Here is a 25803-nt window from a genome sequence, read left to right as displayed (position 1 = left end):
TCATCATAAAATGTCACGCATCTCTTTTACAGAGATACTCTTAGTAAAGCACACCTAATACAGGGGTTTTCATATATATAGTTTTTAAGCTTTTAATTTGGAGTCACTATGGGGAAATACATTCTCAAGCGTCTCTTTATGATGATCCCGGTGTTGCTCGGCGTAACGTTCATTGTTTTCTTTATCATGTCCCTTACGCCGGGAGACCCCGCAGCCATCATTCTAGGAGACCAGGCAAGTGCGGAAGCCCTTGCGCTTAAACGAATTGAGCTGGGGCTCAATGATCCTTTGATCATACGCTATGCAAAGTACATGGGAAACTTGTTGCAAGGTGACCTCGGCACATCCTACAAGAACCAGATCAGCGTGGCAGCCCAGGTATGGGACAAATTCCCCAATACCGCAATGCTTGCGGTTGCGGGTATTTTCGTTGCCCTGCTTATTGGAATACCTGTCGGTATTTTATCGGCAAAAAAGCAATACACCGTGATGGACACCTCTTCGATGGTGCTTTCCCTTATCGGGGTTTCCATGCCTAACTTTTGGCTCGGGCTGCTTTTGTCCCTCCTTTTTGCCTTAAAACTGGGGTGGCTTCCTTCCCAAGGTATGGGCCAAGGTTTTCTGCCCTTGCTGCGCTCGCTCGTCCTTCCTGCCATTACCCTCGGGACAGGGGCTGCCGCAACTGTTGTAAGGATGACAAGGTCTTCCATGCTCGAAGTAATTCGCCAAGACTATATTAGTACGGCCAGGGCAAAGGGTATCAGTGAAAAACAAGTAACCAACCGGCACATGCTCAAGAATGCACTAATTCCCATTGTTACTGCAGTAGGATTGCAATTCGGCCAGCTACTTGGGGGAGCAATGCTCACCGAGACAATCTTTTCCTGGCCTGGCTTGGGGCGTTTGATGGTCGAGTCGATAACCAGCAAGGATATCCCGATGGTTCTGGGGGCTGTTATCTTCATGGCAGTCATGTTCTCCTTCGTAAATCTCTGCGTTGATATTCTCTACGCTTTCATTGACCCACGGATTAAATCCCAGTACGGCAAAGGCTTTGGAAAGAAAAAGGGTGTAGCTGCATGAACGTATTGCAAGATAAGAAAAAACAAAGGTCTTTGGGTGCCGAAACCTGGAGACGGTTCAAGAAAAACAAATTGGCATTGGCAGGCATGTTTGTACTTGTGGCCCTGGTAACCATAGCGCTTACCACCATGGTCATTGACTTGGTAACTGACAATGCCATCTATAACAGCCATGTTATCAAGCAGAATCTCAGGTTGCGGCTCCAAGGTCCAAGTTCCGAGCATATTTTCGGTTTGGATGAGTTCGGCCGTGATATTTTTTTGCGAATGCTCTGGGCTGTACGCTATTCGCTGTTCATGGGAACAGTAGCAATTGCCCTGTCTACTATAGTCGGGGGCCTTCTAGGATCACTCGCAGGATACTACGGCAAGGTAACCGATAATGTAATCATGCGTATTATGGATGTTCTGCTGGCTATTCCTTCCATGTTACTCGCTACAGCGATCGTCGCGGCATTGGGTACGAGCCTGACCAATGTCTTGATTGCAATCGCCATCAGCTATGTACCCACTTTCGCCCGTACGGTAAGAGCTTCTGTGCTAACCATAAAGGACCAGGAGTTCATTGAAGCCGCCCGAGCCATGGGTGCAAGCGACTTGCGTATCATCTTCAAGTATATTCTCCCCAATTCCATGGCCCCACTGATTGTGCAGGCTACCTTGGGGGTTGCCGGTGCAATTCTTTCCATCGCGGGGCTTTCCTTCCTGGGCTTGGGAATTCAACCCCCGACACCCGAGTGGGGTTCGATGCTCTCTTCAGCCCGTTCCTATATCCGCGAGGGTTGGCATATCACGGTAATTCCAGGACTGGGAATCATGATTACCATCTTGGCTCTCAACGTCATGGGAGACGGCCTGAGAGACGCACTTGACCCAAGATTGAAAAACTAGGAGTTGTCATGAGTAACCAAAAAGAATTGATCAAGATAGAAGACCTGACAATTCATTATGAGACCGATGACGGCATCGTCAAGGCACTCAATGGGGTCTCTCTAAGCATGAAAGAAGGGGAAACCCTGGGACTCGTAGGGGAAACTGGAGCCGGTAAAACAACCTTGGCCAGGGGAATCCTTGCCTTAGTCCCCTCCCCTCCGGGAGTTATCAAAGGCGGGAAGATTACGTTCCAAGGAAATGACCTACTGAAATTTACCGAAAACCAGATGCGCAATGTACGGGGCAATGCGATTTCCATGATCTTCCAGGATCCCATGACCAGCCTTAACCCGGTCATGTCCGTCGGGGACCAGATTATGGAAGTTGTCGAAGCCCACAACAAGGAAATGGACAAATCGGAGATTTGCAAGCAGGCAAACAGGATGCTGGAAATGGTTGGTATTTCCGCCGACCGTGCCCATGAGTACCCCCACCAGTTTTCAGGGGGCATGAAACAGAGGGTAATCATTGCCATAGCCTTGGCCTGCAACCCTGTCTTACTGATTGCCGACGAACCTACCACTGCCCTCGATGTTACCATCCAGGCCCAGGTACTCGATATGATCAGGGCTTTGAAGGCCCGCTTGAATACGGCAATGTTGTTGATTACCCATGACCTTGGGGTAGTTGCCCAGAACTGTGACCGTGTGGCTATCATCTATGCAGGCGAGATCGTGGAAATCGGAAGTCTCCACCATATTTTCAAGGAAGGAAAACACCCCTACACCCTCGGCTTGCTAGGGTCGATTCCATCCCTCACTAAGAATGTAAAACGATTGAGCCCCATAAAGGGACTTATGCCTGACCCTACCGATTTGCCGCCAGGTTGTAAGTTTTCCCCCCGGTGCAAATTTTCCTGTGCTGAATGCAACGAAAATGTTCCAAACCTGTACGAAGTAAGCGAAGGACATTGGGTAAGGTGCATTCTCTGCAAAGACGAGGTACAGCATGGCTGAGAACAAGAAGTCTGAATTGGTACGGGTCGAGAACCTGAAAAAATATTTCAACACCCCAAACGGAACCCTCCATGCCGTCGATGACGTCACTTTTACGATCAACAAAGGGGAGACCCTTGGTGTCGTAGGGGAATCGGGATGCGGAAAATCGACACTGGGAAGAACCATTCTCCGGTTGCATGAACCAACCGAGGGAAAGGTTTTCTTCGAGGGCAAGGAAATCACCAATCTGGAAAAAAATGACATGAAAGCGCTTAGGCGAGACATGCAGATTATTTTCCAAGATCCTTTTGCTTCGTTGAACCCCAGGATGACTGTAGCCGAGACCATCGGTGAAAGTCTGCTCATCCAGAAAATTTTTACCCGTCGCCAAGGGGCAGAACTACGGGCAAGGGTTGCAAACCTCATGGAATTGGTCGGACTTTCCCCGCGTCTCATCAATAGCTATCCCCATGAACTCGATGGCGGGAGAAGGCAGCGCATCGGCATTGCCCGCGTACTCGCACTCGATCCGAAGTTCGTTGTCTGTGATGAGCCGGTTTCCGCCTTGGATGTTTCCATACAAGCCCAGATCCTTAATCTGATGCAGGACCTTCAGGATGAATTCGGTTTGACGTATCTGTTTATTACCCATGATCTCTCGGTGGTAAAACATTTGTCAAATGACATTCTGGTTATGTACTTGGGACAGATGGTTGAAAAAGCACCCTCGCAAGTATTGTTCGCCAACAGCTTGCACCCCTACACCCAGGCGTTGCTTTCGGCAATTCCTGTTCCAGATCCAGATTATGAGACCAACCGTGTCTTGTTGCAGGGGGAACTGACAAGCCCGATAGACCCTGGTCCGGGATGTAGGTTTGCAAAACGTTGCCCGTATGTTTCCGAGGCCTGTAGAAAGGGTGACATTCCTTTCAAAGAAGTTGAAAGCGGTCATTTCGTCGCGTGTAACTTGGTATAGCTCGTTTGTTCCCCAGTAAGGGGACTTCGAAATAGGAGAAAGAAATGAAAAAGATTCTGACTGTACTTCTCGCGCTGCTCTGTGGTACTGTGCTTTTTGCCGGTGGTGCCAAAGAAGGATCTTCTGCAGCCACAACAGGCTACAAAGACACCATTGTCTTTGGCCAAGGTGCTGATGTCACTTCCTTTGACCCTCATGTTGGTAAAGAAACCCCGGCTGTAGCAGTCACCAACCACATTTACGACACGCTTGTCGATACCGACCCGGTAACCGGTGAGGTAGTTCCCCAGATTGCTGAGAGATGGGAACAACTCTCCCCTGTTTCCTATCGCTTCTTCATCCGCAAGGGACTTACGTTCCACAATGGCGAAGAACTGAAGGCCGATGACGTAAAATTCTCTCTCGACCGTGCCATCGCCAGTGCTTCTGTTTCCTACATTGTCGACTTCATCAAAGAGGTTGTCGTTGAGGACGATTATACGGTAGTTGTTACCACGAAGGCCCCCTATGGACCAACGCTCCGCAACCTTGCCGTTCCCTTTGCAGCAATTGTCCCTAAAGACTATGTCAGTGCCAATCCCGATGCACTGAAGATGAAACCAGTCGGAAGTGGCCCTTACAAGTTTGTGTCCTGGGCACAGAGTGATAATGTAAAGCTTGAAGCCTTCGACAGCTATTTCAAGGGTGCCCCGAAAACCAAGTATCTGGTCATGAAGGTCATTCCCGAAGCTGCCCAGCGTACTATCGCCCTCGAAACTGGCGAGATCGACCTTTCCTACGATATTTTGGTTTCTGACATGAAACGCGTTGAGGCTAACAAGAACCTTACCCTTTTTGAGGCTCCTTCCCTTACCTGTTTCTACATTTCCTTTAACATGAAGAAAGCTCCCTTTGACAATCAGTTGGTCCGTCAGGCAATCAACATGGCTATCGACCGCCAGCTTCTCGTTGACACAGTAAACAATGGAACCGGTGCAGCTGCAGATGAAATCATTGCACCTGCTGTCTATGGCTACTATTCAACAGGTGTCTGGGAATATAATCCGACCAAGGCAAAGGAACTCCTTGCCCAGGCTGGTTATCCCAACGGGTTCTCCTGCACCCTCTGGGTCAATAACAACCAGAGTCGTGTAGAAATGTGCCAGGCTATCCAGGAAATGCTCCGTGAAATCGGAATTACCTGTAAGGTCGAAGTAATGGAATTCGGTACTTTTATCAGCCGTTCAACCGCAGGCGAGCATGACATGGGTTATTTTGGCTGGGTAACATCTACCAAAGATGGCGACTACACCTATTATTCCCTGGAACACAGCTCACAGCAGGGTGCCCCAGGAAACAGATCCTTTATCAATGATTCTGAAGTAGACCGCCTTGTCGAACTTGGTCGCACCAGTGCAGACACCAAAGTTCGTGACGCAGCATACAAAGATCTTGCCCTTAGGTTGAAGGAAGTTGCGAACAATGCTCCGATTATCTACACTGCCATCACAGCCGGTGCCAGTAACAAGGTCCAGGACTTTGTACTGGATCCAATTGGCTATCATAGGCTTGAGGGCATTTCCGTAACCAAATAACCAATTGGTTGCGAAATCCTACGATTCTGGCATTTCTTGGGCAAAGAGCTGGAGTTATCCGGCTCTTTGCCTTCAGAAGGAGTGAAATGTGTATCTTGCAGAAATGACCTGGCCAAAAGCCGAAGAATACTTTACGAAGTCCGATATGGTAATAATCCCTATCGGCAGCATCGAATGCCATGGGAGGCATATGCCTCTTGGTACCGACACCATGATTCCCGATAAGATCCTTTCTTTGGTGGAACAGCAGACCGATCGTATCCTGATCGCTCCAACCATTCCCTATGGGGCCTGTGAAAGTCTGTGGCCCTTCCCAGGGACGATTAATCTGGGAAATGACCTGCTCTACCAGCTGGTAAAGCAAATTGTACTGAATTTGAGACGTCATGGAGCCAGAAAATTCCTTGTGGTCAACGGCCACGGGGGAAATATCAAGGCTCTGGAACGAATTGGATATGAATTGGACAGCGAGGGCTGCATGATGGCCCTACTTAACTGGTGGCAGAACGTCTGGGAGATGAACCCTCTCTGGAAAGGTGGACATGGAGGCGGAGAGGAAACTGCCGCAATTATGGCAATCGACCCTTCTCTGGTCGATACAAGCCAAATCGAGCTTCCTCTTGAACTGAAAGACGTGAGCGCCACTATCAAAGCCTCAGGATTTAACACAGTCAAATACAAGGAAGTCACCTTGACGATTCCCCGTTTGACCAACCACGTCACCACTAATGGATGGATCGGAAGCGATCATCCAAAATATGCCACTGAGGCATGGGGTACTGAAATGTTACAGGCTATGGCCGACTATATAGTTTCATTTATTGAAGAATTCGAGAAGGTAGTGCTCTAATGGACAAAACAAAAACGATCGAAAGAATAATGAGAATCAGCGATGCAAATGGCATCAGCGGTTTTGAGGATGAGGTTCTCTCTGTTATCCGTGAGGAAGGCAAAGATTTTGGTACTTTTACGGAAGACAGAATGCGCAACCTGTACCTCTGGCGCAAAGAAAACATCGAAGGGCAACCGGTGGTACAACTCAATGCCCATACGGATGAGGTTGGCTTTATGGTAAAGGCTATCCGCCCTGACGGTATGCTGGAGTTCATTACCATCGGGGGCTGGATCCCCACCAACATTCCTGCCCATCTGGTACGGGTCAAAAACCAAGAAGGGGTGTATATCCCCGGGCTGGTAGCCAGTAAACCCCCACACTTCATGAGTGAAGCAGAAAAGAAAGCCCCGCTTGAAATTGCCAGTCTGGTAATAGACATCGGGGCAGTCAGCGCAGAGGAAGTTATCAACGACTACAAAGTAGGTATCGCAGCTCCGGTTGTGCCTGAAGCGATGTGCACCTATAATGAAAAACACGATATCCTGATGGGAAAAGCCTTTGACTGCCGAGTCGGTTGCTCCTCTGTCCTCTCTACCCTGGAAGAGCTGGAAGGCCAAAAGCTTGCGGTAAATCTGGTGGGAGACTTTTCCAGCCAGGAAGAAGTAGGTACCCGCGGTTCCATAGTCAGTGCCAATACGATCAAGGCTGACATTGCCATCGTATTCGAGGGATGTCCCGCTGATGATACGGTAGTGCCTGCCTACCAGGCCCAGACGTGTTTAAAGAAAGGCCCGATGCTCCGGCATATCGACTCAAGGATGATTACCAACCCCCGTTTCCAGCGCTTTGCCCTGGATTTGGCGAGAGAATATGGCATTCCCGTACAGGAAGCAGTAAGGAGTGCAGGATCAACAGATGGTGCTCCCATTCATCTTTCCAATGATGGTATTCCCTGTATTGTTATTGGAGTTCCGGTGCGTTATGCTCACACTCATTACGGGATCAGTTCTTATTGTGATATTGAAAATGGGATCAAGCTTGCCATCGAGATTATCAAAAGGCTGAACGAATCGGTAATCAGGGGTTTCTAGGATGACAAGTCGTATCGGTGGTATGTTTTGCATGGAGAGGATTTCTAAAGGAAGCAATACGTTTCTGGAAAATAAAGGTGATGATGTACGGTTCTATATGTCTGGTCGTTGCGCCTTGTATGCCTGTCTCTGTGAAATTCGTACCCTCGATACGAAAAAAATTGCCTATGTACCCGCCTATACATGCGAAACCGTTTTGGCGAGCTATGAAAAGGCGGGCTATTCCCTCCGTTTCTATGACGTTGACGAATACCTTTTGACTCCTTTATTCAAAGATACTGATTTGCAGGGGGTTTCTGTACTGGGTTTGAGTGCATACTACGGGTTCAGTTCCTATTCACGGTCTATCCTACAGAAATGTAGGCAAATGGGAATTACAATCCTTCAGGATATTACCCACAGTCCCTTCTCCCTTGACGGATATTGCCCTGAAGCCGATTTCTATGCGGGAAGCATCCGAAAATGGATGGGAATCGCCTGTGGCGGCGTCGCTATCAAAAGGGAAGGAAAATTCGAAATCCCTATAGACCCACCTGATCAGGACCATCTGAAGGGACGATATGAAGCGATGGCGTTCCGTGCAAAAGCCTTGTTGACGAAAGACAGCTGCTATGACCAGAAAGCCTACGAGGTGTTCTGGAAAACAGAAATGCAGTTAAGGCAAAGCTTTGCCAAACAAGGAAGCGATGAACGTTCGGCAGAAATACTGAACCATTTCAATGCAGAAGGCCTTGTTGCCATAAGAAGAAGGAATTACCAGACTGTTCTCGATACGCTCAAGGAATCGAAGCAATGCAGGGCCGTATTCCCTGTCCTGGGAGAAAACAGTTGCCCCAGCCATTTTTGCTTTTATAGCGAAGACAGAGAGAGGGCACAGAGACAGCTTGAGGAGATGGGAATCAAGAGCACCGTCTACTGGCCCTTGCCCCCTCAGTTAAAAAACCTGGAAGCCTTCCCCCACTCCCTCTATATCTATGACCATATCGTAAGTGTCCAGATTGACCAGAGATATGGGGTAACTGACATGGAATATCTGGGGAAAAGCCTGTCACAGTTAACCTAAGAAAACTTATACAGATATTTCAGGGATGAACAAGGGACGAAAATTAAAAACTGAACAATTCAGAATAGGGGAAAGACGCAGATAGTTCTTCCCTCTTTCTATTGCATCCCCATATACATCGGGTAACTGATATATACCAAAGGAAAATGCGTCCATTTCTGTACTACATTTTTCCAGCCTATCGCATCAAAAGGCCTTATAGATAGGCTCATCTCCCTTTTTTTGCCTGTTTTTTCTTTTCCTTGTGAAGCAGATAGAGCCTTTCTCCCCTCGTCTCTCTATTCTGTTTTCTGATTTGCTTACGCTCTTTTGCCATCAATTCCCGTTGTCTCTGCAAAGCAATCTGGCTTGCTGTCCCTATTGCGGTACTTGCTTCCTTTTTCGCATTACGCATCGATCGCTTCGCTCCAATCTTCTTATGATTTGAAGAAATACCAGTCTTGACTGGTATGCTGAAGATTACTCGATCATAGTGGAAAGTGAGAAAGTCAAGAAATTCCTGGGAACTTGGTTCTGATCCGAACACCACCCGCGCAACCTGATACGTACCTCTATAGGTACGCTCAAACACCCCTACCCAAAAGGGGTCATCAAAATAGACAGTACAACTGCCTTCAACCTTTTCCATTTTCATGGCCTCCTGTAAAAATCCAAAGGTCGAAAACGGACAACCGAGGAGGCAGGTTACTTACAAGTTACTGCGTCCGGACTACCAACCGGAACTGTGTTTTTATTTCGACTAGATTACTGTATACAAGGGATAGAAATTGGTCAAGAAACAATATACTCATTCGAACGACCCTGTATCCTACCAAAAGGGTATTATGCAGGGTTTTCAAAAGAGGCAGGGGGCATAATGACCAATCAGTCGTTTGGAAGTAGCTTCTGGTTATACTCGACTATTACATTATCGGGTCCAAAGACCGAGAAATATCGCACCCCGGATTTTCCGAACGGAAGGAACTGGATTCCTTGGTCTACAAAGGACAGATCCATTTCCAATGCTTCATCGTAGGCTGCCTCAATGTCTGAAACATCCAAGGCGATGTGGTCTATGGCGCCGACTGAGCGAGGACTCTGCATGCTACTCTCTTCCCAGATTTCCAAGACCACATTACTGCATTGCATAAATACAACCCTTTTCTGTGAATCGGGAAGTTTTTCCCGTTGCACAACCGAAAAACCCAAGGAAAGAAAGAAATCGCTGCTCCGATCCAGGTTTGAAGAAGGGATCCCGATATGCTGCAAAGCCAATACATATTCACTCAGTGCCATTGAACACCTCCAAATGAAGAATTAGCAGGTTGCCCTGTTTCCAGTACGTTGCAGTACTGAGTCCTTTTTCGTAACTGCAATAGCTCAGACCTGCTAAAAGAAAGGATTTAAGGGACTGCGACCATTGCCATAGCTTATGGTATCACCATATCGCTAAACTGCCAGAAAATTCCGCTCCTTCCTGAACCAAGAAAAGCCCTTTGGGTAATCAGTATTGAACATTCTCCCAAAAGACACTCTGTTTGGTTACTAAACCCAGGCATCTGCATCTGCAATCGGGTACTTTCTGAACCAAGACGATTAAAACAATGCTAGCCCTGAAAAAGAATCTCATTATTTCTTCCATACATGGTAATGGGTACAGAACTGGTCTTATAGGATAGGGGAAAGTATCTCTCTTCGGTAGTTATCAGCGAATAGGGTTTACGCTCCCTTATCGCCTGACAATAATCCTGGATTGATTCCCACTTTTTTTCGAATACCACACCTCTTTTTTGCATTGCTACATATTGGCCATGGTGCAAGTCAGATCCACTGGTCATGGGAAAGTCAAAAGCCTGGGCATAGGAAAGGGCTCTCCGGTCGAAATCAATTTCATTCGCTCCATTGCTTACCTCTACAGCATGGATACACTCTGGATATAATTTTATTTCAGTAATAAAAAACTGTTCTCGAAACGGATGGGCATGGACAACGCAACCACCCTCTGCATCGGTTGCTTCGAATATCTGACTAGGACTCCAGTCTACCACCTGAGGATGACCTAGCAACCATGTTTTATCCAGGCCATAGACAAGATAGTCATCAAAACGATTCGTCGATTCCCAGCCAAAAAATACCTGTAGGCCGATCTCATCACCCAATTTCTTTGCTTTTTCATATCCCAGGAAGAATTGGTTGACTTTTTCTTCCCAGCAGAGCCAGTGGGGAACCGTACAGTTCCCGTTGAAAAAATGATCAGTGACAATGATGCCAGCATACCCAAGGTTTTTGAATAAAGGGACATAGGTCGAAGCAGGGCAAGAGGAACAGGCACTGCCTTCTTTGGTGTGGAGATGGGTTTCATAGGCAAAGCCTTTCATAAAAATTCACCTCGACAATTCATTATATGTAAGGGAAAAGCGGATTTGCAAGGGTAAGGGCAAGGAGAATCACTCTGATAGACAATGACTTTTTTCCATGCAATTCCTTTTCCAGTACATCTACACATTGTGGTGGCGAAACAACCTGTACGAATGTCAGAATTCTCCTCTCCGGCTCTCTGTACACAGGTACGAACCGTACCATGGCGGGAAGGATACCCATAGGCAAAATCCCTCGGGGTTTTGAACCGGTAGTGAGTAGGTAATACCTATAGTATTTACAACTATGCTAAATGTCATAGTTTGTAGGCACTGCTTGTTTCATTACTCCACTTGGGCAGGCCTATTCGATACCTACTGAGATGGGTGGAGCAAATGTAAAAACAATTATGGGTTTTTTTACATTTACTGTACTGTAAGTATTGGTTTTTTTGTTTGAATGAGTAGAATACATACCAGAGGTGTAAATATATGGCATTTGGAGAATTGTATGAAACAGGACAGAAAGTACCTTCCCATGCACGCTATGTCTGGGATCATTACACAGATGGGACATATGCTCCGTTCCCGACTATAGAAGAATTGACCATCGTGCTTAATGAAGGGGACACCTTTCCTCCTATCCATTCCCGTAATAAAGGGGCATGGTGGAAAATCGTGACCTACCTGTGAGCTAATGATTTTTTGGTAACCTCTGGCACGCCTTGAGATACTGTCGTATTTCTCAAGGCAATACGTAAACACTTATCGCTTACCGCTTAGCACCATAACAGACAAGAATCCTTGCATTACCCTCGAATGTATGGGGCTCGTCAAAATAATATTCCTTCCCCTTGTCTTTGCCTTCCAGCATAATGACTATGGCAAATCGACTGGGAGCTATGGTAAAGGGAGTGTCAATCAATCGGTCCTCAAAGGCAAAGGAGGGAACAATCACAATATTTTGGCTCTCGCCCTCGTTTTCAAGACGGCAACGGTACACCTTTGCATGATGAATGAACCGATTTCCAAAACCTTTCACTGGATCATGGGCATAAGAAAAGACCAGGAATTATGGGAAAAGGCTTTCCATGGTTTCTGGTTTTTTGATTTGAAAAGGATCAATAATTGACGAGCAAATTTACTGTGTCTGGTTTTTCTGACTTATCTTAATTCTATATGAAAAACTTCTTGCAAGCCAAAAGGACAGCACTCTTCGAACCTAGAAAAGAATCAAAGGAAATGAATTCGATTTTCATCCCGTCTTAACGGTATTCATAGAATCCCCATTTGCAATAAAGCACTACATTTTTTTTCTTTGATTTATATATACCAAGGGCTACCGCTTGTATATAGGCACATCCTGCCGACACCTGGTTTATTCCCGGGAACAGTGTACATATAAAATACAAAACTTCCTTTTCTGTATTAATACCGAAAAATTCCATGGTATACTCATATGCATAGAAAGGTTATTATATGCTACAAATTTCCAAACAAGATGCTGCAGAAATAGTTGATCAACTCTCTAGTCTTATTAACCTGAAAATGAATATCGTGGGAAGCGATGCAATCATCATTGCCAATTCTGACAGGGAACGGGTCGGTGACTTCCATGAGGCCACGAAACAGATAATCGAGAACAGACTGGAAGAACTGGTAGCGGTAACTGACGATCAATTTATCGGAACCCATGCGGGAACCAACCTGCCTTTGGTTATTGATGGCCAAATCATTGGAGTTGTCGGAATTACAGGGCCCTACAAGGAAGCCAGGGCCTATGGCCAGATTATCAAAAAGATGACCGAAATCCTCATCCTGGGAAAAGACAGGGATTCCAAGATTCTCAAACTCAAACAGGATAAGGAACGGTTTGAAATTGAATGGATCTGCAACCCCCAGACAGTCATTACTGACAGCCTCAGGGCAAAAGGCCAGGAATTCAACATCGATATAACGAAACCTAGGAGACTGATACTTTTCTGCATGGAACCGAACGACATCGAAAGCAATCTGAAAAGCGAGATTATCCATGAAATACGAAAACAGGACAGTGAAAACGTAGCATTCAGGAATCTCAATTTTGTGGTTGCTGCAATTACAAACAGATCAGATGACAAAATTGTCGAACTCATAGAGAAACTCATCAATAAATATGCTGACAATCCCATGAAATTCTACATCGGGGTCGATGACGGCTTTATTGATATGCTTAAAATCTATGACCAATATACAAAAGCAAGAAAAGCCTTGATTTCCTGCAGCCAGTTTGGGATACAGAGATATTGTTTCTACAGCAAGCTCAACATCGAGCTGGTGCTTGACGAAATTCCCTTGAATGCCAAGCAGCTCTATATCTCCAAAATATTCAAAGATTTCTCAGCGGAAGAAATTGAAGAAAGCATCAATGCCATCAAGGTGTTCTATGAGGAGGATGGATCGATCAAGCGGGCGGCAGAAATACTGAACATCCATCCGAATACCCTCCAGTATAAACTCAAACGAATCGAAACAAGAACAGGCCTAGATTTAAGGAAACTCAAGTTTGCGGCACCTTTTTCCCTTGCAGAGCTCTTTATGATCGAATTGAACAACCTGTAAACCATATTTCAAAGGTGAAGTACAGTAGGTTCCCAGAGTGTGCTATTCAAAATCTCAACACCAGCCTTTTGCAAGCAAAGCAACTGCATCCTCCATATTTTCAATTTTCATCGTGGCAAATCCAAGTAGCAATCTGCCATCGTCACCCCCTTGCAAACATTCCGAATAATAACGCGACAGACCATAAACCTTTATCTGTTGGCTTTCTGCAGAAGCCACCAATGCTTTTTCATCCATGCCATTGTTGATTCGGACAGTCACATGCAACCCCGCTGATGCTCCTTCAATCTCAGCAAAGGGAAGATGTCTTTGTATTGCCGTAACAAGGGCCTCCCTCTTCTGTCCATACAGATTGCGCATGCGGTTGAGATGGCGTTCGAAATGACCTTTGTCCATGAATTCTTTCAACGTCTTCTGTGCAATCGTCGGCACAGGGCAATTGTAAAAACTCAATGTATCATCAAACGAATCGATCAGTTTTTCTGGCAAGACCATATAGCTGATTCTCAAAGAGGGAGAAAGAGATTTTGAGAATGCTCCCAGGTAGATGACCCGACCAGCCTGATCCATTCCCTGCAAGGAGGGTATCGGCTTGCCAGAGTACCTAAACTCACTGTCATAATCATCCTCTACGATATAGCGTCCAGCCTGCTCGCTCGCCCACGCAAGTAATTGGAGCCGTCTTTTGACCGGCATGATACAACCTGTAGGAAATTGGTGCGATGGCGTTACACACACTACATCCACCATTTCTTGCTCGAGCCTCTCAGGCCGCAGGCCTTGCTCATCCAGTGGCAACGACTTGAAATTCACACGGTTTCTCTTGAACAAGAGATTGAGTTTCTCATACCCGGGATTCTCGATGGCATAGATGGTAGAGGGATCGAGCAGCTGAATGAGCAACTGCAGAAGGAATTCCGTTCCGGAACTGACAATAATCTGATGTGGGGAACATACCACTCCCCTGGATTGATGCAGATACCTTGCAATACTCGAACGTAATGGCAAAAGTCCTTTGGGATTGCCCAGAACCAGAAGGTCTTTGTCATCTTCGTTGATCACCTCCCGGGTAATCCTGCGCCATATACGGAAGGGAAACTGTTCCAAGTCGACACCATGATAAGAAAAATCGTACCGGTACCCTTTTGACAGGGGGGTATCTTCCACAACCTTTTTTGGTATCGCGGCCAAATCAAGAATCCCGTCCAATTCTGCAACGAAATAGCCGCTTTTTTCTTTCGCGACCAGATACCCTTCGTCGACTAGTTGGTTGTATGCCCCTTGGATTGTATTTATGCTGCACTTCAGATGTGAGGATAACTTTCGCTTCGAGGGAACCTTTTCGTTCTTTGCAAGGTTCCCCTGCATGATTTCCGCCTTCAAGAATGCGTACAGTTGTTCTGTCAATGTCCGTCTGTCATCCCTATCGAGGGTCAAGGTAATTTCATTCATCTGTCCACTTCCATTCTGATACCATAAAATATTCAATATCTGAGACTTTTCATACAATCAGATTCCCTTCTAGGATAGGGTTGCATTTCAATCGAATCAATAGAGGAAGGAGTGAATTTGCCATGGAAAACAGATACGAACTGAACAAGAACCTCGCCCAGATGCTCAAAGGCGGTGTAATCATGGATGTGACAACACCTGACCAAGCTAAAATCGCCGAAGATGCCGGAGCATGCGCCGTGATGGCTCTCGAGCGCATCCCTGCCGATATACGCTCAGCGGGAGGCGTCTCCAGGATGAGCGACCCTGCGATGATAAACGGAATCCAGAGAGCCGTCACTATCCCGGTCATGGCGAAAGTACGAATCGGTCATTTCGTGGAGGCTCAGATATTACAGGCCCTCGAGATCGATTATATAGATGAAAGCGAGGTACTCTCCCCCGCCGACGATAGATATCATATCGACAAGAGAAAATTCGAGGTTCCGTTCGTATGCGGGGCCAAGGACCTCGGAGAAGCCCTTCGTCGAATCTTTGAAGGGGCTTCCATGATACGTACAAAGGGGGAACCCGGTACGGGGGATATCATCCAGGCAGTCCGCCATATGCGACTGATAAACCAACAAATCGGAAAATTGCGCAGTATCCGCGAGGATGAGTTGTATGAGGAGGCGAAACGATTGCAGGTTCCTCAGGATTTGATGCTTTTTGTAGCCCGTGAGGGCCGACTTCCTGTGGTGAATTTTGCCGCCGGGGGGATCGCGACCCCTGCAGATGCCGCATTGATGATGCAATTACATGCGGAAGGCGTTTTCGTCGGTTCGGGGATTTTTAAATCCGGGGATCCAGCCAAACGTGCGCGTGCTATCGTTCAAGCCGTCACAAACTATAACGATCCCGATATCCTTGCTTCTCTTTCTCAAGGTTTGGGAGAGGCAATGGTCGGAATCAATGAACAGGAAATCAAAGTATTGATGGCGGAACGGGGCCTATGAAAATCGGTGTCCTTGCACTGCAAGGGGGATTTGCAGAACATGTTGCAGCTCTGGGCAAGTTGGGTGTCGAGAATTTCCTTATTAGGAAGATGAGCGACCTGGACAACGGTATCGATGCTTTGATCCTTCCAGGAGGAGAGAGTACCGTCATCGGGAAACTGCTTCATGAGACCGGACTTTTTTATCCAATAAAGCACTTGATCGATAGCGGTCTGCCTGTATTCGGAACCTGTGCCGGAATGATCTTGCTTTCTGGGGGCATTGAGAATGAGGATGAAGTCTATTTTGGAAGTATACCGATCAGAGTGAAAAGAAATGCCTTCGGCAGACAGCTGGGTAGCTTCCAGACTATAGGATTTTTTGCGGATATAGGTGAAATACCGATGACCTTCATCCGCGCACCGGTCATCTCGAAAACCTCTGAAGGTGTCATTGTCCTCGCCACAGTAAAAGGCCAGGCCGTTGCTGCCGAATGGAAAAACATTCTGGTAACTGCCTTCCACCCGGAATTGACTGCCGATTGCAGATTTCTCTCCTACTTTCTTAAGAAGCTTGATTGTCATTCCGTTTAAACCAGCGGGGAGCAGCTGGCAGTACACCTATGTTCAGCATAAAGCATGACCATGCCGGACAAACCAAAAAAGGCAGATGGATATTTTCCACCTGCCTTTCTTTAGTCATGCTAGCTTTGCATTATAACTTTGCGTCTGCGACCATTACTTCTGCCACAGCAGCTACTTCCGTCCCAAATACCCCACCGGCAAGAGGAACGTCTTCATTGAGTACGCCATGCTTTGTATCCCACTTATAGAACCAGTCTACGAGGAAGGGCACCAAAATTGCGGTAACGATAATCGAAGCAGCGACTTGGGCGGTTGCAGTAGCAGCATAGGGACCCCAAGTTGCATCGATAGCAGCAATAGCTGCAGGGGTTGCAATCGAGTTACCGGCTGAGGTACCTACAGCTGCACCGACGGCTGCACTTCTGCGATGTTTTCTGGGTACCAACCACTTGTAGATGAAGTAGGAAGGGACACCAGTGATGATAAGGGTCATCAGACCAAGAAGGATGCCAGGGAAACCTGCTACTACCAAGGTCTGCAGGTTGAGTCCTGCGCCCAAGGGGAAAGCAAAGAGGAAAATGGCAATAAACATTCCAGGTTTCAGGAAAGACCTGAACTTGTCATCAAGGTTTCCAAGAATCATACCAGCCAAAATAGGAACGATAACAGCAACAAGGGACATGAGGGGAATGGTTGCAACACCTGCGATACCCATGAACATCATTTCAAAGAATGGTCCGTCATTTGAAGACAGAACCGCAATGGCACCAACGTCAGTGTCATCACCATACTTTGAGGCAAGTGCAGTGTAAAGGCCACCATTGGAATTGGACATAGCCGCAATCATTGCAAGTGGGGTAACGCCCAAAAAAGCCGAGGCAGGGCCGGCGACTTTTGCAAGGACAACACCGCAGATAACGCCAAAGAAAACCTTGCTGGCGTTCAAAACGAGTCCCTTATACAAGGACATACCTGCAGACTTGAATTGAATCTGGGCTCCACTACAGAAGAACAGTACTGCAATCAAAGTCAAAGCGCCTGTCTTGTACAACGCAGTGGTAAAGCTACCGATCATCAGAGACTTGGGCAGAAACGTGTTAAACAAAACACCACAGAGCAAAGGCACCACCATGAGGCCCCCAGGGATTTTGTTCAAGGTGTCCAGAATTGGAACTTTTCCCATTTTCATAAAATACACTCCTTACTTGAAAATTGCATTTACGTGAATATAAACCTGTATATTGGGACTGTAAAGAAAGTTTTTTTTTGTAGTTTTTCTCCTTTTTTTTCATCTTACAAAACAATTTTTTTTTATATTTTTCATTTTATATACCAATTCTCATGAGTATTTTCCTATGCTAGACTTTTTGATGCTTACTCAAAAAACTGATTTACTATTTTTTTTACTATTTATATTTATCAGAGGTGATTTTTCATGAACATTGACTTTCCTTATGGCAAGAAAACCCTTGGAATAGATATTCCAGAGGACCGTCTCCAAGGGGTCCTCATATCTACCTTACATAGTTTCAAGACCGAAAAGACGCAGATTGAACTGGTTGAGGAAGCTCTCCAGAATCCTATCGGTTCCCCGAGGCTTTCCACCCTGGCAAGGGGCAAACAGAATGTCGTATTGATTGCAAGCGACCACACCAGGCCGGTGCCCAGTAAGGCAATCATTCCCCCTATGCTAAAGGAAATCAGAAAGGGCAATCCGAACGCCGATATTACAATCCTTATTGCTACAGGCTGCCATAGGGAAACCTCGAAAGAGGAACTTGTCAATAAATTCGGGTCCGAGGTAGTTGCACAGGAGAAAATCCTTGTCCATGACAGCTCCACTTCACCTATGGTCAAAATCGGAACACTTCCCAGCGGCGGGGAATGCATTATCAATAGACTTGTAATAGATGCAGACTTGGTAGTCGCTGAAGGTTTCATCGAGCCCCATTTCTTTGCCGGGTTCTCAGGGTCCAGAAAAAGCATTCTTCCAGGTGTTGCAAGCAGGACAACTGTTTTAGCCAACCATTGTTCCGAGTTTATCGCACATCCAAAGGCGAGAACCGGGATTCTCGAAGGCAACCCCATTCACGAGGACATGGTCTGGGCAGCAAGAAAAGCAAAGCTGGCTTTCATCGTGAATGTAGTGATCAATGCTGAAAAAGAGGCAATATTCGCTGTGAGCGGGGATATGGTTGAAGCCCATGCAGAAGGTTGCAAGTTCCTCAGCAGCCTGTGTAAGGTCGATGCCAAACCGGCAGATATTGTCATATCCACCAACGGGGGATACCCGCTTGACCAGAATATCTATCAGGCGGTAAAGGGCATGACTGCCGCTGAGGCTACTGTCAAGCAAGGTGGGGTTATCATCATGCTTGCCAGATCCAATGACGGAATCGGAGGCGATGCCTTCTATCATCAGATGGCCGACGAGATGGATATTACCAAGACTATGGGAATCTTTCTTTCCAGGGACAGGAACCATACCGAGGCAGACCAATGGCAAACCCAGATTTTTATCCGCCTTCTTCTGAAAGCCCAGGTAATCTATGTTTCTGAGGCACCTGATGAAATTGTCAGGGGTCTGCATATGATACCTGCCCATTCCCTCGAGGAGGCGCTGAAGAAGGCCGAAAAAATTGTCGGCAATGACAAAGCAACTATAACTGCCATTCCTGATGGCGTATCAGTTATGGTAATCGAATAAATTCTACAAAAAGGGAAATAAAAGTATGAAAGTTACAATCGCAAGCGACTCCTTCAAGGGAAGTGCATCATCCCTTGAGGTTGCACGGGCAATAGAGCGGGGCATCCATAGGGTCGACCCCACGGTAGTCTGCGACAAATATCCGGTTGCAGACGGTGGAGAAGGTCTTATCGCAACCCTGCAGAAAGCAGGGGATGAAGAGGTAACCGTTACCGTACATGGTCCGCTTTTTGAAAAAAGACAGGCTTCCTACCTCAAAAGGGGTAAGCTGGCAATTATCGAAATGGCGACAGCCAGCGGCCTCCCCCTTGTCCCTGTTGACCAGAGGAACCCTTTGCATACGACTTCGCTTGGAACAGGGGAACTCATTCTCGATGCGCTCGAAAAGGGTTGTGACAATCTGATCGTAGGAATCGGTGGCAGTGCTACCAATGACTGTGGTATCGGCATGGCAACCGCTCTCGGTGCTCTTTTCTATGACAAAGAAGGAAACCTTGTAATACCCACAGGAGGAAATATATCTTCCATTGCAGCCATAGATACTTCAAAGATGACTCCCTTGCTTGCAAACACGTCGATTCGGGTTGCCTGCGATGTTGACAATCCCCTTTGCGGTCCCAATGGTTCATCCGCAATCTACGGGCCCCAGAAAGGGGCCACGGCCGAAATGGTCGCCACTCTCGACAGCGCCATGGATACTTTTTCCAAGCTTCTGGGGAAACAGGAGCTGGCCATCTATCCAGGAGCTGGGGCTGCCGGAGGTCTCGGCTTTGCCCTGATGACCTTTGCAAATGCGCAGCTGGAAAGCGGTATCGCCCTCGTTCTGAGTGTTATCGGCATGGAAGAATCACTGAAAGGTTCAACGCTCTGTTTTACCGGTGAAGGAAAGATAGACGGGCAGAGCAAATGTGGAAAAGTTCCTGTCGGGATAGCAAAACTGGCCAAAAAACACAACGTTCCGGTAATTGCTTTCGCCGGTGATATCGGAGAAGGGACAGAAAGTCTCTACGAACTCGGAATTGACGCAATCGTAAGCACCACCAATGCGGCAATGCCTTTGGAGAAAGCAATGGCAAGGTCTTTGGAGCTTACCGAGGATGCAGCTTTCAGAACCTTCCATCTTATCAAGACCTGTAGGGAGTTACGATCATGAAAAAAGAAATCATACAGACTGACAAAGCACCAAAGGCAATCGGTCCCTACAGTCAGGCTACTGTCTATAACGACGTTGTCTACACCTCTGCCCAGTTGCCTATCGACCCGGTTACCAACGAACTGCTCGATGGCGATATTGCCCAGCAGACGGACCTGGCAATGAAAAACCTTGCGGCAGTGCTTTCTGCTGCAGGCTCTTCTTTTGACAAAGTTCTCAAATGCACCGTCTTCATCACTGACATGAGCCAGTTTTCCAAGGTCAATGCAGTGTATGCACGTTATTATGAAGGAATTGAGCCCCCTGCCCGTGCCTGTGTCGAGGTTACCAAGCTTGCAAAAGGAGCAATGGTCGAGATCGAAGTGATAGCAACGCGATAACGGCAAGCAAAGTTTGTCTTTTGGTATCTTTTGTTTGCCTTGTTGTAAACAGAAGGGACTTGAAACTGCAGTGTTTGGAAAAGCCCTACTCCAGGGAGAAATCTCTTGGGTGGGGCTTTATCTTTATACCCAACTGAAAGATATACAGGATTATAGGACAGTAAGGAGAAAAACGATAGGGATACATAAGAGGCAGCATCCATTCGATACTGCCTCTTCTCTCACTATTTTGTTTTCCGTACCTACTTATTTCTCATTTTCTGCTTAGCAAGGTCTATGGCATTGTCAATCGCATTGATCAGACTCAGTTCGTCAGCTGTACCCTTGCCTGCCTGGTCGAAGGCAGTGCCGTGGTCTACCGAGGTCCTGATAATGGGAAGCCCCAAGGTGATATTGACCCCACTGACCGATTTCCAGGCCTTGGAAGCCCTGTCGTAGACAAAGCCCACTACTTTCAACGGTATATGCCCTTGGTCATGATACATTGCCACCACGATATCATACATTCCCCCAAGGGCCTTGGAAAAAATAGTATCAGGGGGAATGGGGCCTATAACGTTGATCCCTTCTTTTCTGGCTTCCTCGATCGCAGGGGAAATCTCCTCGATCTCTTCTGTGCCGAACAAGCCCCCTTCCCCGCAGTGGGGATTCAAACCGGCGACCGCAACCCGGGGGCTGGCGATGCCCAAGTCTTTGCAGGCCTTGTCAGCTATCTCGATAACCTCCAGCACCCTTGCCTTTTTCACCCGGTCGCAAGCTTGTCTGAGACTTACATGCGTAGAGACATGCACGACTCTCAAATCGCCATGGACAAGCATCATGGTCTGGTTCGTGACCCCCGTATAGTGGGCGTAGATTTCCGTATGGCCATCAAAATGATGTCCGGCTTTATTCATTGCCTCTTTGTTAAGTGCGTTGGTTACCGTAGCATCGACTTCGCCCGACTTTGCCAGGTCGATTGCCTTCAGTACATACTGGAAGGCTGCATCGCCACTGAGATTGGAGACCTCCCCTACAGGGGGCAAGGCATTGTCACAGATACCAAGGTCGAACACATCAATGGTGCCCTGTTCAAATTTGGCATCAGAGACGTTCTGTATCGCATTGAGTGCTACCTGAGGAATGCCAGGGAAGGAAAGAGCCCGATGGAGTATCGTTACATCCCCAACAACCAAAGGCCTGCATCGATCAAGCAAGGTATGAGTGGAAAATGCCTTGATGGTTATCTCAGGTCCAATGCTTGCAGGATCTCCCAACGTAATTGCCACTATAGGTCTTGTATCCATATTCACCTCATTAAGTTTTCTATTGTCTGTACGGTTCCAAAACCACCTGATTTCGATATGAGCATCATTGCCCCTTTTCCTGTCGCAAGCCTGGAGTAGACAACCCCACGCTCCAATTCCCCCAGTGGCAACAATTCCTTGAATTGTAGGTGCTCAAGGACAGCTAGCAGGGTGTCTCCCCCTATTACCATGAGTTGATGCTCACTAAGCAGTTCCTTGGCATGCAACAATGCCACTATCTGGGCCAAGACAGAGACAATATGCCTGCTTGCCCTTGTGTCATCAATGGCATTCTCTTGCAGGTAGGTTTTCATGCGTTGTTGGTCGGAAATACCCGGATCGATTGCAATATTCGAGCCCTTTTCAAGTGCTGCGGCTATATCTTCGAGAAAGGTGTTTTCCATCCAGGAATCAGAGAACAGGTCCTCAGGTTCCAATTGAAAGCGAACCAAACCTGTTGCCTCGGCACTTTCCAGTTGCCGTTGGGTAATTGCATTCAAGCTGCCACTGAGTATGCACAGTGGCTTTGCCGTGTCCAAAGGCTGGGATGGGCAATCAATATCCGGTCGTAACTTTTTGACTAACTCGCCCCCTAACGCAGCGCAGCCTGCAAAGAGACGCACCTTTGCAGAAAGAAGCCGGGAAACCAGGTTGGCAATCTCCTCTGTTGTAGCAGAGTCATAGATGTGTATTCCCGAAGACTCATCATCACTGAGCAGAACCGAGGAAGGAAAAAGGTCTTTTATAGCGGTAATGGTTACTGGATTGAGTGGGTCGCGGCCAAATACGCTCTCCCTCACCGGTTTTCCCTCGACAAAATATTTGCCGTCTATAGCTATCCTGCCTAGCTGTGGGAAACTGGGGATAAAGGCAAGGGGTTCGTTTCCGTAGACAAGCGAAGCAGCTTGCAAGGAAGCCCCTATGGGGCCACGAAGACCCGAATCTGTTTTTACAAACAGATAGTGCGGAGAAAAAGCTTTGATCTGGGTAACCAATGCAATAATTTTCTCTTCGGCCTTCGCATCACTGAGATGCCTTTGTTCTGCATCGATGATCAAGACTTCAATGTCTGGAGAGGGAATCTCTATCAGATAGCGAGTGGTAACGACCTGCAAGGCCGTAGAATATCCGTTTTTGGCGAATTGCACCCCGGTATCGAGAGCCCCGGTAAGGTCATCGGCTATAATCACTAGTTCAAGCATTGGCATCTCTCCAAAATTGGTTTGAAAAAGTCACGTTTCTACTGTACCGTACATTGTCTAAAAGTAAAGTGGATGGAGACCCTCTTGCTTGGCATTACCAGATTTTGTTATGCAAATACAATCGAGCGGATTGTCTCTCCTACATCCCGGCAATGATCGGTAATTTCGTTTTTCAATGCCTCACTGCTTTGTTCCATCACAAAAGCCTTGCCGGCGAGACGTAACATAGAGAGGTCATTTTCGCTGTCGCCAAAAGCAAAGGTTTGTGCTAGCGGAAGGGAAAAATGGGTTGCAACCCGCTGCAAGGCAATTCCCTTGTTGGAAGCGGAAAGGTCAAACATGGAATTCCCGCTGACTGCAATATGCGCTTCATCTGACCAAGTTTTTTTAAAATAGGGTAAGACTTCCTCTAGATTTCCATTACAGCATACAGTTATCTGATGTGCATCCTGTCCTACTTGCGCTGGGTCTGCGATAGATTGTGCATACGACCTGTTCTCATAGTGTTTCTTGCGTAAAGGAGTGTCTTGCTGCAATGAAAGATATATTCGTTCTGAGGTGGCGATAATTGCCAAACAGTCCCTTGCAAGGCAATCTTCATAGACTCCTTCCAGCACAGACCTTTTTAGGAACACCTCGTCTACCAAGGGTTTGCCTTTATAGAACAAGGCACTTCCATTACAACAGGAGAATATTACTTCCTCTTTGACTTCCTGGAACAATTCCTGAAGTGACAGGTACGGACGCCCGCTTGAAATGCAGACAAGATAGCCTAGTTCCGTTATCTGGTGTATGAGCTCGATCACCTCATCTGATAGTCTCTTGTTCCCGTAGGGAAGCAAGGTCCCGTCGACGTCACAAAAGAAGATTCCTTTCAATGCAAATTGTTCCAAAAGATTCAGGCTCCTCATCAAGTTTGCAAATTTCGGCACAATGCCAAGGCTTTTCTGCTTCTATTGTATACCGAATAGACTGACAAAGAATACAGGATTGAGGTAGTGACCCGGTACTTTTTACAAATAAGAAAATGGTTGATGCAGGAATATTAGAAACAGTGAAAGAAGAGCTTTTTCTTTCGAGTTCTCTGGAAAACAACTATTTTTTGGTTACCAGGGTATACATTTTCAAAACAAAAATGGTTACTAGACTAACCATTCTGACTATATGCATTAGTTGCATGAAGTTCCTTGCGATTCATCGGCGGTAAAGATTTCCTTGATAGTATAAATTTGTTTTAAATGCACTTTATAAAACAGTGTTTTTTAATACTAATATAAAGTATACTTTACAACAATCAACATTGATGCAATACTATTGTCATGAAGATAGAACATCCAGAATATATTGTAAGACCTATGTATTTGAACCGTATCAAACCCCATATGGGCAGTAGTCTCATTAAGGTTCTCACTGGCCAAAGACGTGTGGGAAAGAGCTATTTATTGTTCCAAGTAATCGATGAAATACAAAAAGAATATCCGAAGGCAACAATTGTCAGTATCAACATACCAAAGGATCGATTTGATCATCCCCTAAGCAACAACAAAGAGCTTTACAAATATATTGTCTCCCAGTTCAAGGATACCGATACCCATAAGGTTGTGCTGCTGGATGAGGTCCAGGAAATTGCTGGTTTCGAACAGGTTTTATCCGCCTTGTACGAGCAGGGTGGATACGATATCTACGTGACTGGCAGCAACAGTCACCTTCTCAGTGGTGATCTGGCAACCTTACTTTCCGGACGATATACAGAGCTGGAGATACATGGATTATCGTATTTGGAATTTCTTTCCTTCCACAATCTGGAGGATTCGGAAGAAAGCTTAGGAAAGTACCTCCGCCTCGGAGGACTCCCTTATCTTTCCCATATATCCTTGCAAGATCATGAATTGGTACAAGACTATTTCAACACAGTCGAGGAGACAATACTGCTCAATGATGTGTTGAATGCTCATAAGGGTTCAAGCAAAGAGTTGTTCCGGTTTCTGGTACGGTTCTTGGCAGACAATATTGGAAACCCTGTTTCGGCAAACTCAATTTCGAAGTATATGAAGTCCCAACACATGAGTATTACTGTTCCCACAATAATTTCTTTTCTGGAGACGCTCGACAGAGCATACCTAGTGCATCAGACTCCCTTCTATGATTTGGAGGGAAAACAATTTCTGGATATCTCCGCCAAATACTACTACGAAGATTTGGGGTTACGAAATCACCTCTGTGGAGGCTTTAAGGTATCGGACAGGGCCAAAGTGACGGAAAATGTTGTATATCTGTCTCTCCTACAGAACGGTTATACAATCACTACAGGCAGGGGCCCAAAAGGCAAAGAAATAGATTTCATTGCTTCCAAGGGAGAGAAAAAAATGTATTTTCAGGTTTGCGAGCGTTTTGAGACGAAGGAAAAAATGGAGACTGAATTTGGGAATTTATTAATGCCCAGAGATGGATACCCTCGTTTCATGATAACAGCCGATACCTCCATGGATGGTATGGTACAGGACGGGATCAAAGTATTCAGTCTCAGGCATTGGCTCAAGGAAGTGCAATAAAAATGAAGAATATAAATTGAAACACCCTTTTCGATTTATATTGGTATAGATCAGGGAGCAAATCCCTCTCACTTGATTTCAATG

At 46.5% G+C, this 25803-nt stretch carries 25 protein-coding genes; 17 read left to right on the top strand and 8 right to left on the bottom strand.

Features of this window, described 5'->3' with window-relative positions:
* The first annotated feature begins 108 nt into the window (after positions 1-108).
* The 8 genes from SPIGRAPES_RS15500 (at position 109) to SPIGRAPES_RS15465 (ending at position 8492) form a co-directional block, all read left to right on the top strand.
* Positions 109-1083, top strand: a complete 975-nt coding sequence (locus tag SPIGRAPES_RS15500; RefSeq protein ID WP_014271703.1) for an ABC transporter permease — start codon at positions 109-111, stop codon at positions 1081-1083.
* Positions 1080-1973 (top strand): ABC transporter permease, encoded by an 894-nt coding sequence (locus SPIGRAPES_RS15495; protein WP_014271702.1) that lies wholly within the window; start codon positions 1080-1082, stop codon positions 1971-1973. The genes SPIGRAPES_RS15500 and SPIGRAPES_RS15495 overlap by 4 nt, the downstream gene beginning before the upstream one ends.
* An 8-nt stretch (positions 1974-1981) precedes the next feature.
* Positions 1982-2971 (top strand): ABC transporter ATP-binding protein, encoded by a 990-nt coding sequence (locus SPIGRAPES_RS15490; protein WP_014271701.1) that lies wholly within the window; start codon positions 1982-1984, stop codon positions 2969-2971.
* Entirely contained in the window at positions 2964-3929 is a 966-nt protein-coding gene (locus tag SPIGRAPES_RS15485; protein ID WP_014271700.1) for an ABC transporter ATP-binding protein, read from the top strand. The genes SPIGRAPES_RS15490 and SPIGRAPES_RS15485 overlap by 8 nt, the downstream gene beginning before the upstream one ends.
* Before the next feature lie 44 nt (positions 3930-3973).
* Positions 3974-5503 carry an ABC transporter substrate-binding protein gene (locus SPIGRAPES_RS15480; RefSeq protein ID WP_014271699.1) on the top strand — a complete coding sequence of 510 codons (1530 nt, stop codon included), beginning with the start codon at positions 3974-3976 and terminating at the stop codon, positions 5501-5503.
* 88 nt (positions 5504-5591) lie between these two features.
* On the top strand, positions 5592-6353 hold the full coding sequence (locus SPIGRAPES_RS15475; protein WP_014271698.1) for a creatininase family protein: 762 nt from the start codon (positions 5592-5594) through the stop codon (positions 6351-6353).
* Positions 6353-7429 (top strand): M42 family metallopeptidase, encoded by a 1077-nt coding sequence (locus SPIGRAPES_RS15470; RefSeq protein ID WP_014271697.1) that lies wholly within the window; start codon positions 6353-6355, stop codon positions 7427-7429. Before SPIGRAPES_RS15475 ends, SPIGRAPES_RS15470 begins: the two co-directional genes overlap by 1 nt.
* A gap of 1 nt (position 7430) precedes the next feature.
* Complete coding sequence (locus SPIGRAPES_RS15465) at positions 7431-8492, top strand: aspartate aminotransferase family protein (RefSeq protein WP_014271696.1); 1062 nt, start codon at positions 7431-7433, stop codon at positions 8490-8492.
* Between the two features lie 208 nt (positions 8493-8700).
* On the opposite strand, the gene SPIGRAPES_RS15460 is transcribed toward SPIGRAPES_RS15465, so the two are convergent.
* The 3 genes from SPIGRAPES_RS15460 to SPIGRAPES_RS15450 all read right to left on the bottom strand — a co-directional run bounded on the left by SPIGRAPES_RS15460 (position 8701) and on the right by SPIGRAPES_RS15450 (position 10849).
* Positions 8701-9120, bottom strand: coding sequence for a YjdF family protein (locus tag SPIGRAPES_RS15460; RefSeq protein ID WP_014271695.1), 420 nt, complete (start codon positions 9118-9120; stop codon positions 8701-8703).
* Between the two features lie 236 nt (positions 9121-9356).
* A complete protein-coding gene (locus SPIGRAPES_RS15455; protein WP_014271694.1) occupies positions 9357-9767 on the bottom strand; it encodes a VOC family protein in 411 nt (136 codons plus the stop codon).
* 311 nt (positions 9768-10078) lie between these two features.
* Complete coding sequence (locus SPIGRAPES_RS15450; RefSeq protein ID WP_014271693.1) at positions 10079-10849, bottom strand: PHP domain-containing protein; 771 nt, start codon at positions 10847-10849, stop codon at positions 10079-10081.
* A gap of 471 nt (positions 10850-11320) precedes the next feature.
* Between SPIGRAPES_RS15450 and SPIGRAPES_RS15440 the strand changes: the two genes are divergently transcribed.
* The 3 genes from SPIGRAPES_RS15440 (at position 11321) to SPIGRAPES_RS15425 (ending at position 13429) form a co-directional block, all read left to right on the top strand.
* Positions 11321-11521, top strand: a complete 201-nt coding sequence (locus tag SPIGRAPES_RS15440) for a YjzC family protein (protein ID WP_014271691.1) — start codon at positions 11321-11323, stop codon at positions 11519-11521.
* 130 nt (positions 11522-11651) lie between these two features.
* The gene (locus tag SPIGRAPES_RS17280) at positions 11652-11960 is read left to right on the top strand and encodes a hypothetical protein (protein WP_014271690.1); all 309 of its coding nucleotides are present in this window, start codon (positions 11652-11654) and stop codon (positions 11958-11960) included.
* Positions 11961-12307: 347 nt separating this feature from the next.
* Entirely contained in the window at positions 12308-13429 is a 1122-nt protein-coding gene (locus tag SPIGRAPES_RS15425; RefSeq protein ID WP_014271688.1) for a CdaR family transcriptional regulator, read from the top strand.
* Positions 13430-13483: 54 nt separating this feature from the next.
* Here the strand turns inward: SPIGRAPES_RS15425 and pdxR are convergent, their stop codons facing one another.
* Positions 13484-14881, bottom strand: coding sequence for a MocR-like pyridoxine biosynthesis transcription factor PdxR (gene pdxR / locus SPIGRAPES_RS15420; protein WP_014271687.1), 1398 nt, complete (start codon positions 14879-14881; stop codon positions 13484-13486).
* 122 nt (positions 14882-15003) lie between these two features.
* Here pdxR and pdxS point away from each other — a divergent pair, with 122 nt between their 5' ends.
* Positions 15004-15876, top strand: coding sequence for a pyridoxal 5'-phosphate synthase lyase subunit PdxS (gene pdxS / locus SPIGRAPES_RS15415; RefSeq protein ID WP_014271686.1), 873 nt, complete (start codon positions 15004-15006; stop codon positions 15874-15876).
* A complete protein-coding gene (gene pdxT, locus SPIGRAPES_RS15410) occupies positions 15873-16448 on the top strand; it encodes a pyridoxal 5'-phosphate synthase glutaminase subunit PdxT (protein ID WP_014271685.1) in 576 nt (191 codons plus the stop codon). The genes pdxS and pdxT overlap by 4 nt, the downstream gene beginning before the upstream one ends.
* A 121-nt stretch (positions 16449-16569) precedes the next feature.
* On the opposite strand, the gene SPIGRAPES_RS15405 is transcribed toward pdxT, so the two are convergent.
* Positions 16570-17628, bottom strand: coding sequence for a 2-keto-3-deoxygluconate permease (locus SPIGRAPES_RS15405; RefSeq protein ID WP_014271684.1), 1059 nt, complete (start codon positions 17626-17628; stop codon positions 16570-16572).
* A gap of 246 nt (positions 17629-17874) precedes the next feature.
* Between SPIGRAPES_RS15405 and larA the strand changes: the two genes are divergently transcribed.
* From larA to SPIGRAPES_RS15390, 3 genes are read left to right on the top strand one after another with little or no spacing between them, the layout of a single operon-like run.
* Positions 17875-19146 (top strand): nickel-dependent lactate racemase, encoded by a 1272-nt coding sequence (larA, locus tag SPIGRAPES_RS15400; protein ID WP_014271683.1) that lies wholly within the window; start codon positions 17875-17877, stop codon positions 19144-19146.
* A gap of 25 nt (positions 19147-19171) precedes the next feature.
* Positions 19172-20299: a glycerate kinase gene (locus tag SPIGRAPES_RS15395; RefSeq protein WP_014271682.1), complete on the top strand. Its 1128-nt coding sequence runs from the start codon at positions 19172-19174 to the stop codon at positions 20297-20299.
* The gene (locus SPIGRAPES_RS15390) at positions 20296-20679 is read left to right on the top strand and encodes a Rid family detoxifying hydrolase (RefSeq protein WP_014271681.1); all 384 of its coding nucleotides are present in this window, start codon (positions 20296-20298) and stop codon (positions 20677-20679) included. The genes SPIGRAPES_RS15395 and SPIGRAPES_RS15390 overlap by 4 nt, the downstream gene beginning before the upstream one ends.
* Positions 20680-20921: 242 nt before the next feature.
* On the opposite strand, the gene pdxA is transcribed toward SPIGRAPES_RS15390, so the two are convergent.
* The 3 genes from pdxA to SPIGRAPES_RS15375 all read right to left on the bottom strand — a co-directional run bounded on the left by pdxA (position 20922) and on the right by SPIGRAPES_RS15375 (position 24060).
* The gene (pdxA, locus tag SPIGRAPES_RS15385) at positions 20922-21965 is read right to left on the bottom strand and encodes a 4-hydroxythreonine-4-phosphate dehydrogenase PdxA (RefSeq protein ID WP_014271679.1); all 1044 of its coding nucleotides are present in this window, start codon (positions 21963-21965) and stop codon (positions 20922-20924) included.
* A gap of 2 nt (positions 21966-21967) precedes the next feature.
* Complete coding sequence (locus SPIGRAPES_RS15380; RefSeq protein WP_014271678.1) at positions 21968-23167, bottom strand: four-carbon acid sugar kinase family protein; 1200 nt, start codon at positions 23165-23167, stop codon at positions 21968-21970.
* A 107-nt stretch (positions 23168-23274) separates the two neighbouring features.
* Positions 23275-24060 carry an HAD-IIB family hydrolase gene (locus SPIGRAPES_RS15375; RefSeq protein WP_014271677.1) on the bottom strand — a complete coding sequence of 262 codons (786 nt, stop codon included), beginning with the start codon at positions 24058-24060 and terminating at the stop codon, positions 23275-23277.
* A 426-nt stretch (positions 24061-24486) separates the two neighbouring features.
* Here SPIGRAPES_RS15375 and SPIGRAPES_RS15370 point away from each other — a divergent pair, with 426 nt between their 5' ends.
* Complete coding sequence (locus SPIGRAPES_RS15370; protein WP_014271676.1) at positions 24487-25719, top strand: ATP-binding protein; 1233 nt, start codon at positions 24487-24489, stop codon at positions 25717-25719.
* Positions 25720-25803: the final 84 nt, after the last annotated feature.

The sequence above is a fragment of the Sphaerochaeta pleomorpha str. Grapes genome (assembly GCF_000236685.1).
GTDB classification, from domain to species: Bacteria; Spirochaetota; Spirochaetia; order Sphaerochaetales; family Sphaerochaetaceae; genus Sphaerochaeta; species Sphaerochaeta pleomorpha.
Note: the sequence above shows the minus strand (reverse complement) of the source record. Positions and strands in the feature narration are given on the sequence as shown.

Bases quoted from the DNA above. Each gene is read 5' to 3' on its own strand.
- SPIGRAPES_RS15455 (WP_014271694.1), bottom strand. From the start codon at position 9,767: ATGGCACTGAGTGAATATGTATTGGCTTTGCAGCATATCGGGATCCCT.
- pdxA (WP_014271679.1), bottom strand. From the start codon at position 21,965: ATGGATACAAGACCTATAGTGGCAATTACGTTGGGAGATCCTGCAAGC.
- SPIGRAPES_RS15395 (WP_014271682.1), top strand. From the start codon at position 19,172: ATGAAAGTTACAATCGCAAGCGACTCCTTCAAGGGAAGTGCATCATCC.
- larA (WP_014271683.1), top strand. From the start codon at position 17,875: ATGAACATTGACTTTCCTTATGGCAAGAAAACCCTTGGAATAGATATT.
- SPIGRAPES_RS15405 (WP_014271684.1), bottom strand. From the start codon at position 17,628: ATGAAAATGGGAAAAGTTCCAATTCTGGACACCTTGAACAAAATCCCT.
- SPIGRAPES_RS15470 (WP_014271697.1), top strand. From the start codon at position 6,353: ATGGACAAAACAAAAACGATCGAAAGAATAATGAGAATCAGCGATGCA.
- SPIGRAPES_RS15370 (WP_014271676.1), top strand. From the start codon at position 24,487: ATGAAGATAGAACATCCAGAATATATTGTAAGACCTATGTATTTGAAC.
- pdxS (WP_014271686.1), top strand. From the start codon at position 15,004: ATGGAAAACAGATACGAACTGAACAAGAACCTCGCCCAGATGCTCAAA.
- SPIGRAPES_RS15425 (WP_014271688.1), top strand. From the start codon at position 12,308: ATGCTACAAATTTCCAAACAAGATGCTGCAGAAATAGTTGATCAACTC.
- SPIGRAPES_RS15480 (WP_014271699.1), top strand. From the start codon at position 3,974: ATGAAAAAGATTCTGACTGTACTTCTCGCGCTGCTCTGTGGTACTGTG.
- SPIGRAPES_RS15495 (WP_014271702.1), top strand. From the start codon at position 1,080: ATGAACGTATTGCAAGATAAGAAAAAACAAAGGTCTTTGGGTGCCGAA.
- pdxR (WP_014271687.1), bottom strand. From the start codon at position 14,881: ATGAATGAAATTACCTTGACCCTCGATAGGGATGACAGACGGACATTG.
- SPIGRAPES_RS15440 (WP_014271691.1), top strand. From the start codon at position 11,321: ATGGCATTTGGAGAATTGTATGAAACAGGACAGAAAGTACCTTCCCAT.
- SPIGRAPES_RS15465 (WP_014271696.1), top strand. From the start codon at position 7,431: ATGACAAGTCGTATCGGTGGTATGTTTTGCATGGAGAGGATTTCTAAA.
- SPIGRAPES_RS15450 (WP_014271693.1), bottom strand. From the start codon at position 10,849: ATGAAAGGCTTTGCCTATGAAACCCATCTCCACACCAAAGAAGGCAGT.
- pdxT (WP_014271685.1), top strand. From the start codon at position 15,873: ATGAAAATCGGTGTCCTTGCACTGCAAGGGGGATTTGCAGAACATGTT.
- SPIGRAPES_RS15460 (WP_014271695.1), bottom strand. From the start codon at position 9,120: ATGGAAAAGGTTGAAGGCAGTTGTACTGTCTATTTTGATGACCCCTTT.
- SPIGRAPES_RS15500 (WP_014271703.1), top strand. From the start codon at position 109: ATGGGGAAATACATTCTCAAGCGTCTCTTTATGATGATCCCGGTGTTG.
- SPIGRAPES_RS15390 (WP_014271681.1), top strand. From the start codon at position 20,296: ATGAAAAAAGAAATCATACAGACTGACAAAGCACCAAAGGCAATCGGT.
- SPIGRAPES_RS15485 (WP_014271700.1), top strand. From the start codon at position 2,964: ATGGCTGAGAACAAGAAGTCTGAATTGGTACGGGTCGAGAACCTGAAA.
- SPIGRAPES_RS17280 (WP_014271690.1), top strand. From the start codon at position 11,652: ATGGGGCTCGTCAAAATAATATTCCTTCCCCTTGTCTTTGCCTTCCAG.
- SPIGRAPES_RS15380 (WP_014271678.1), bottom strand. From the start codon at position 23,167: ATGCTTGAACTAGTGATTATAGCCGATGACCTTACCGGGGCTCTCGAT.
- SPIGRAPES_RS15490 (WP_014271701.1), top strand. From the start codon at position 1,982: ATGAGTAACCAAAAAGAATTGATCAAGATAGAAGACCTGACAATTCAT.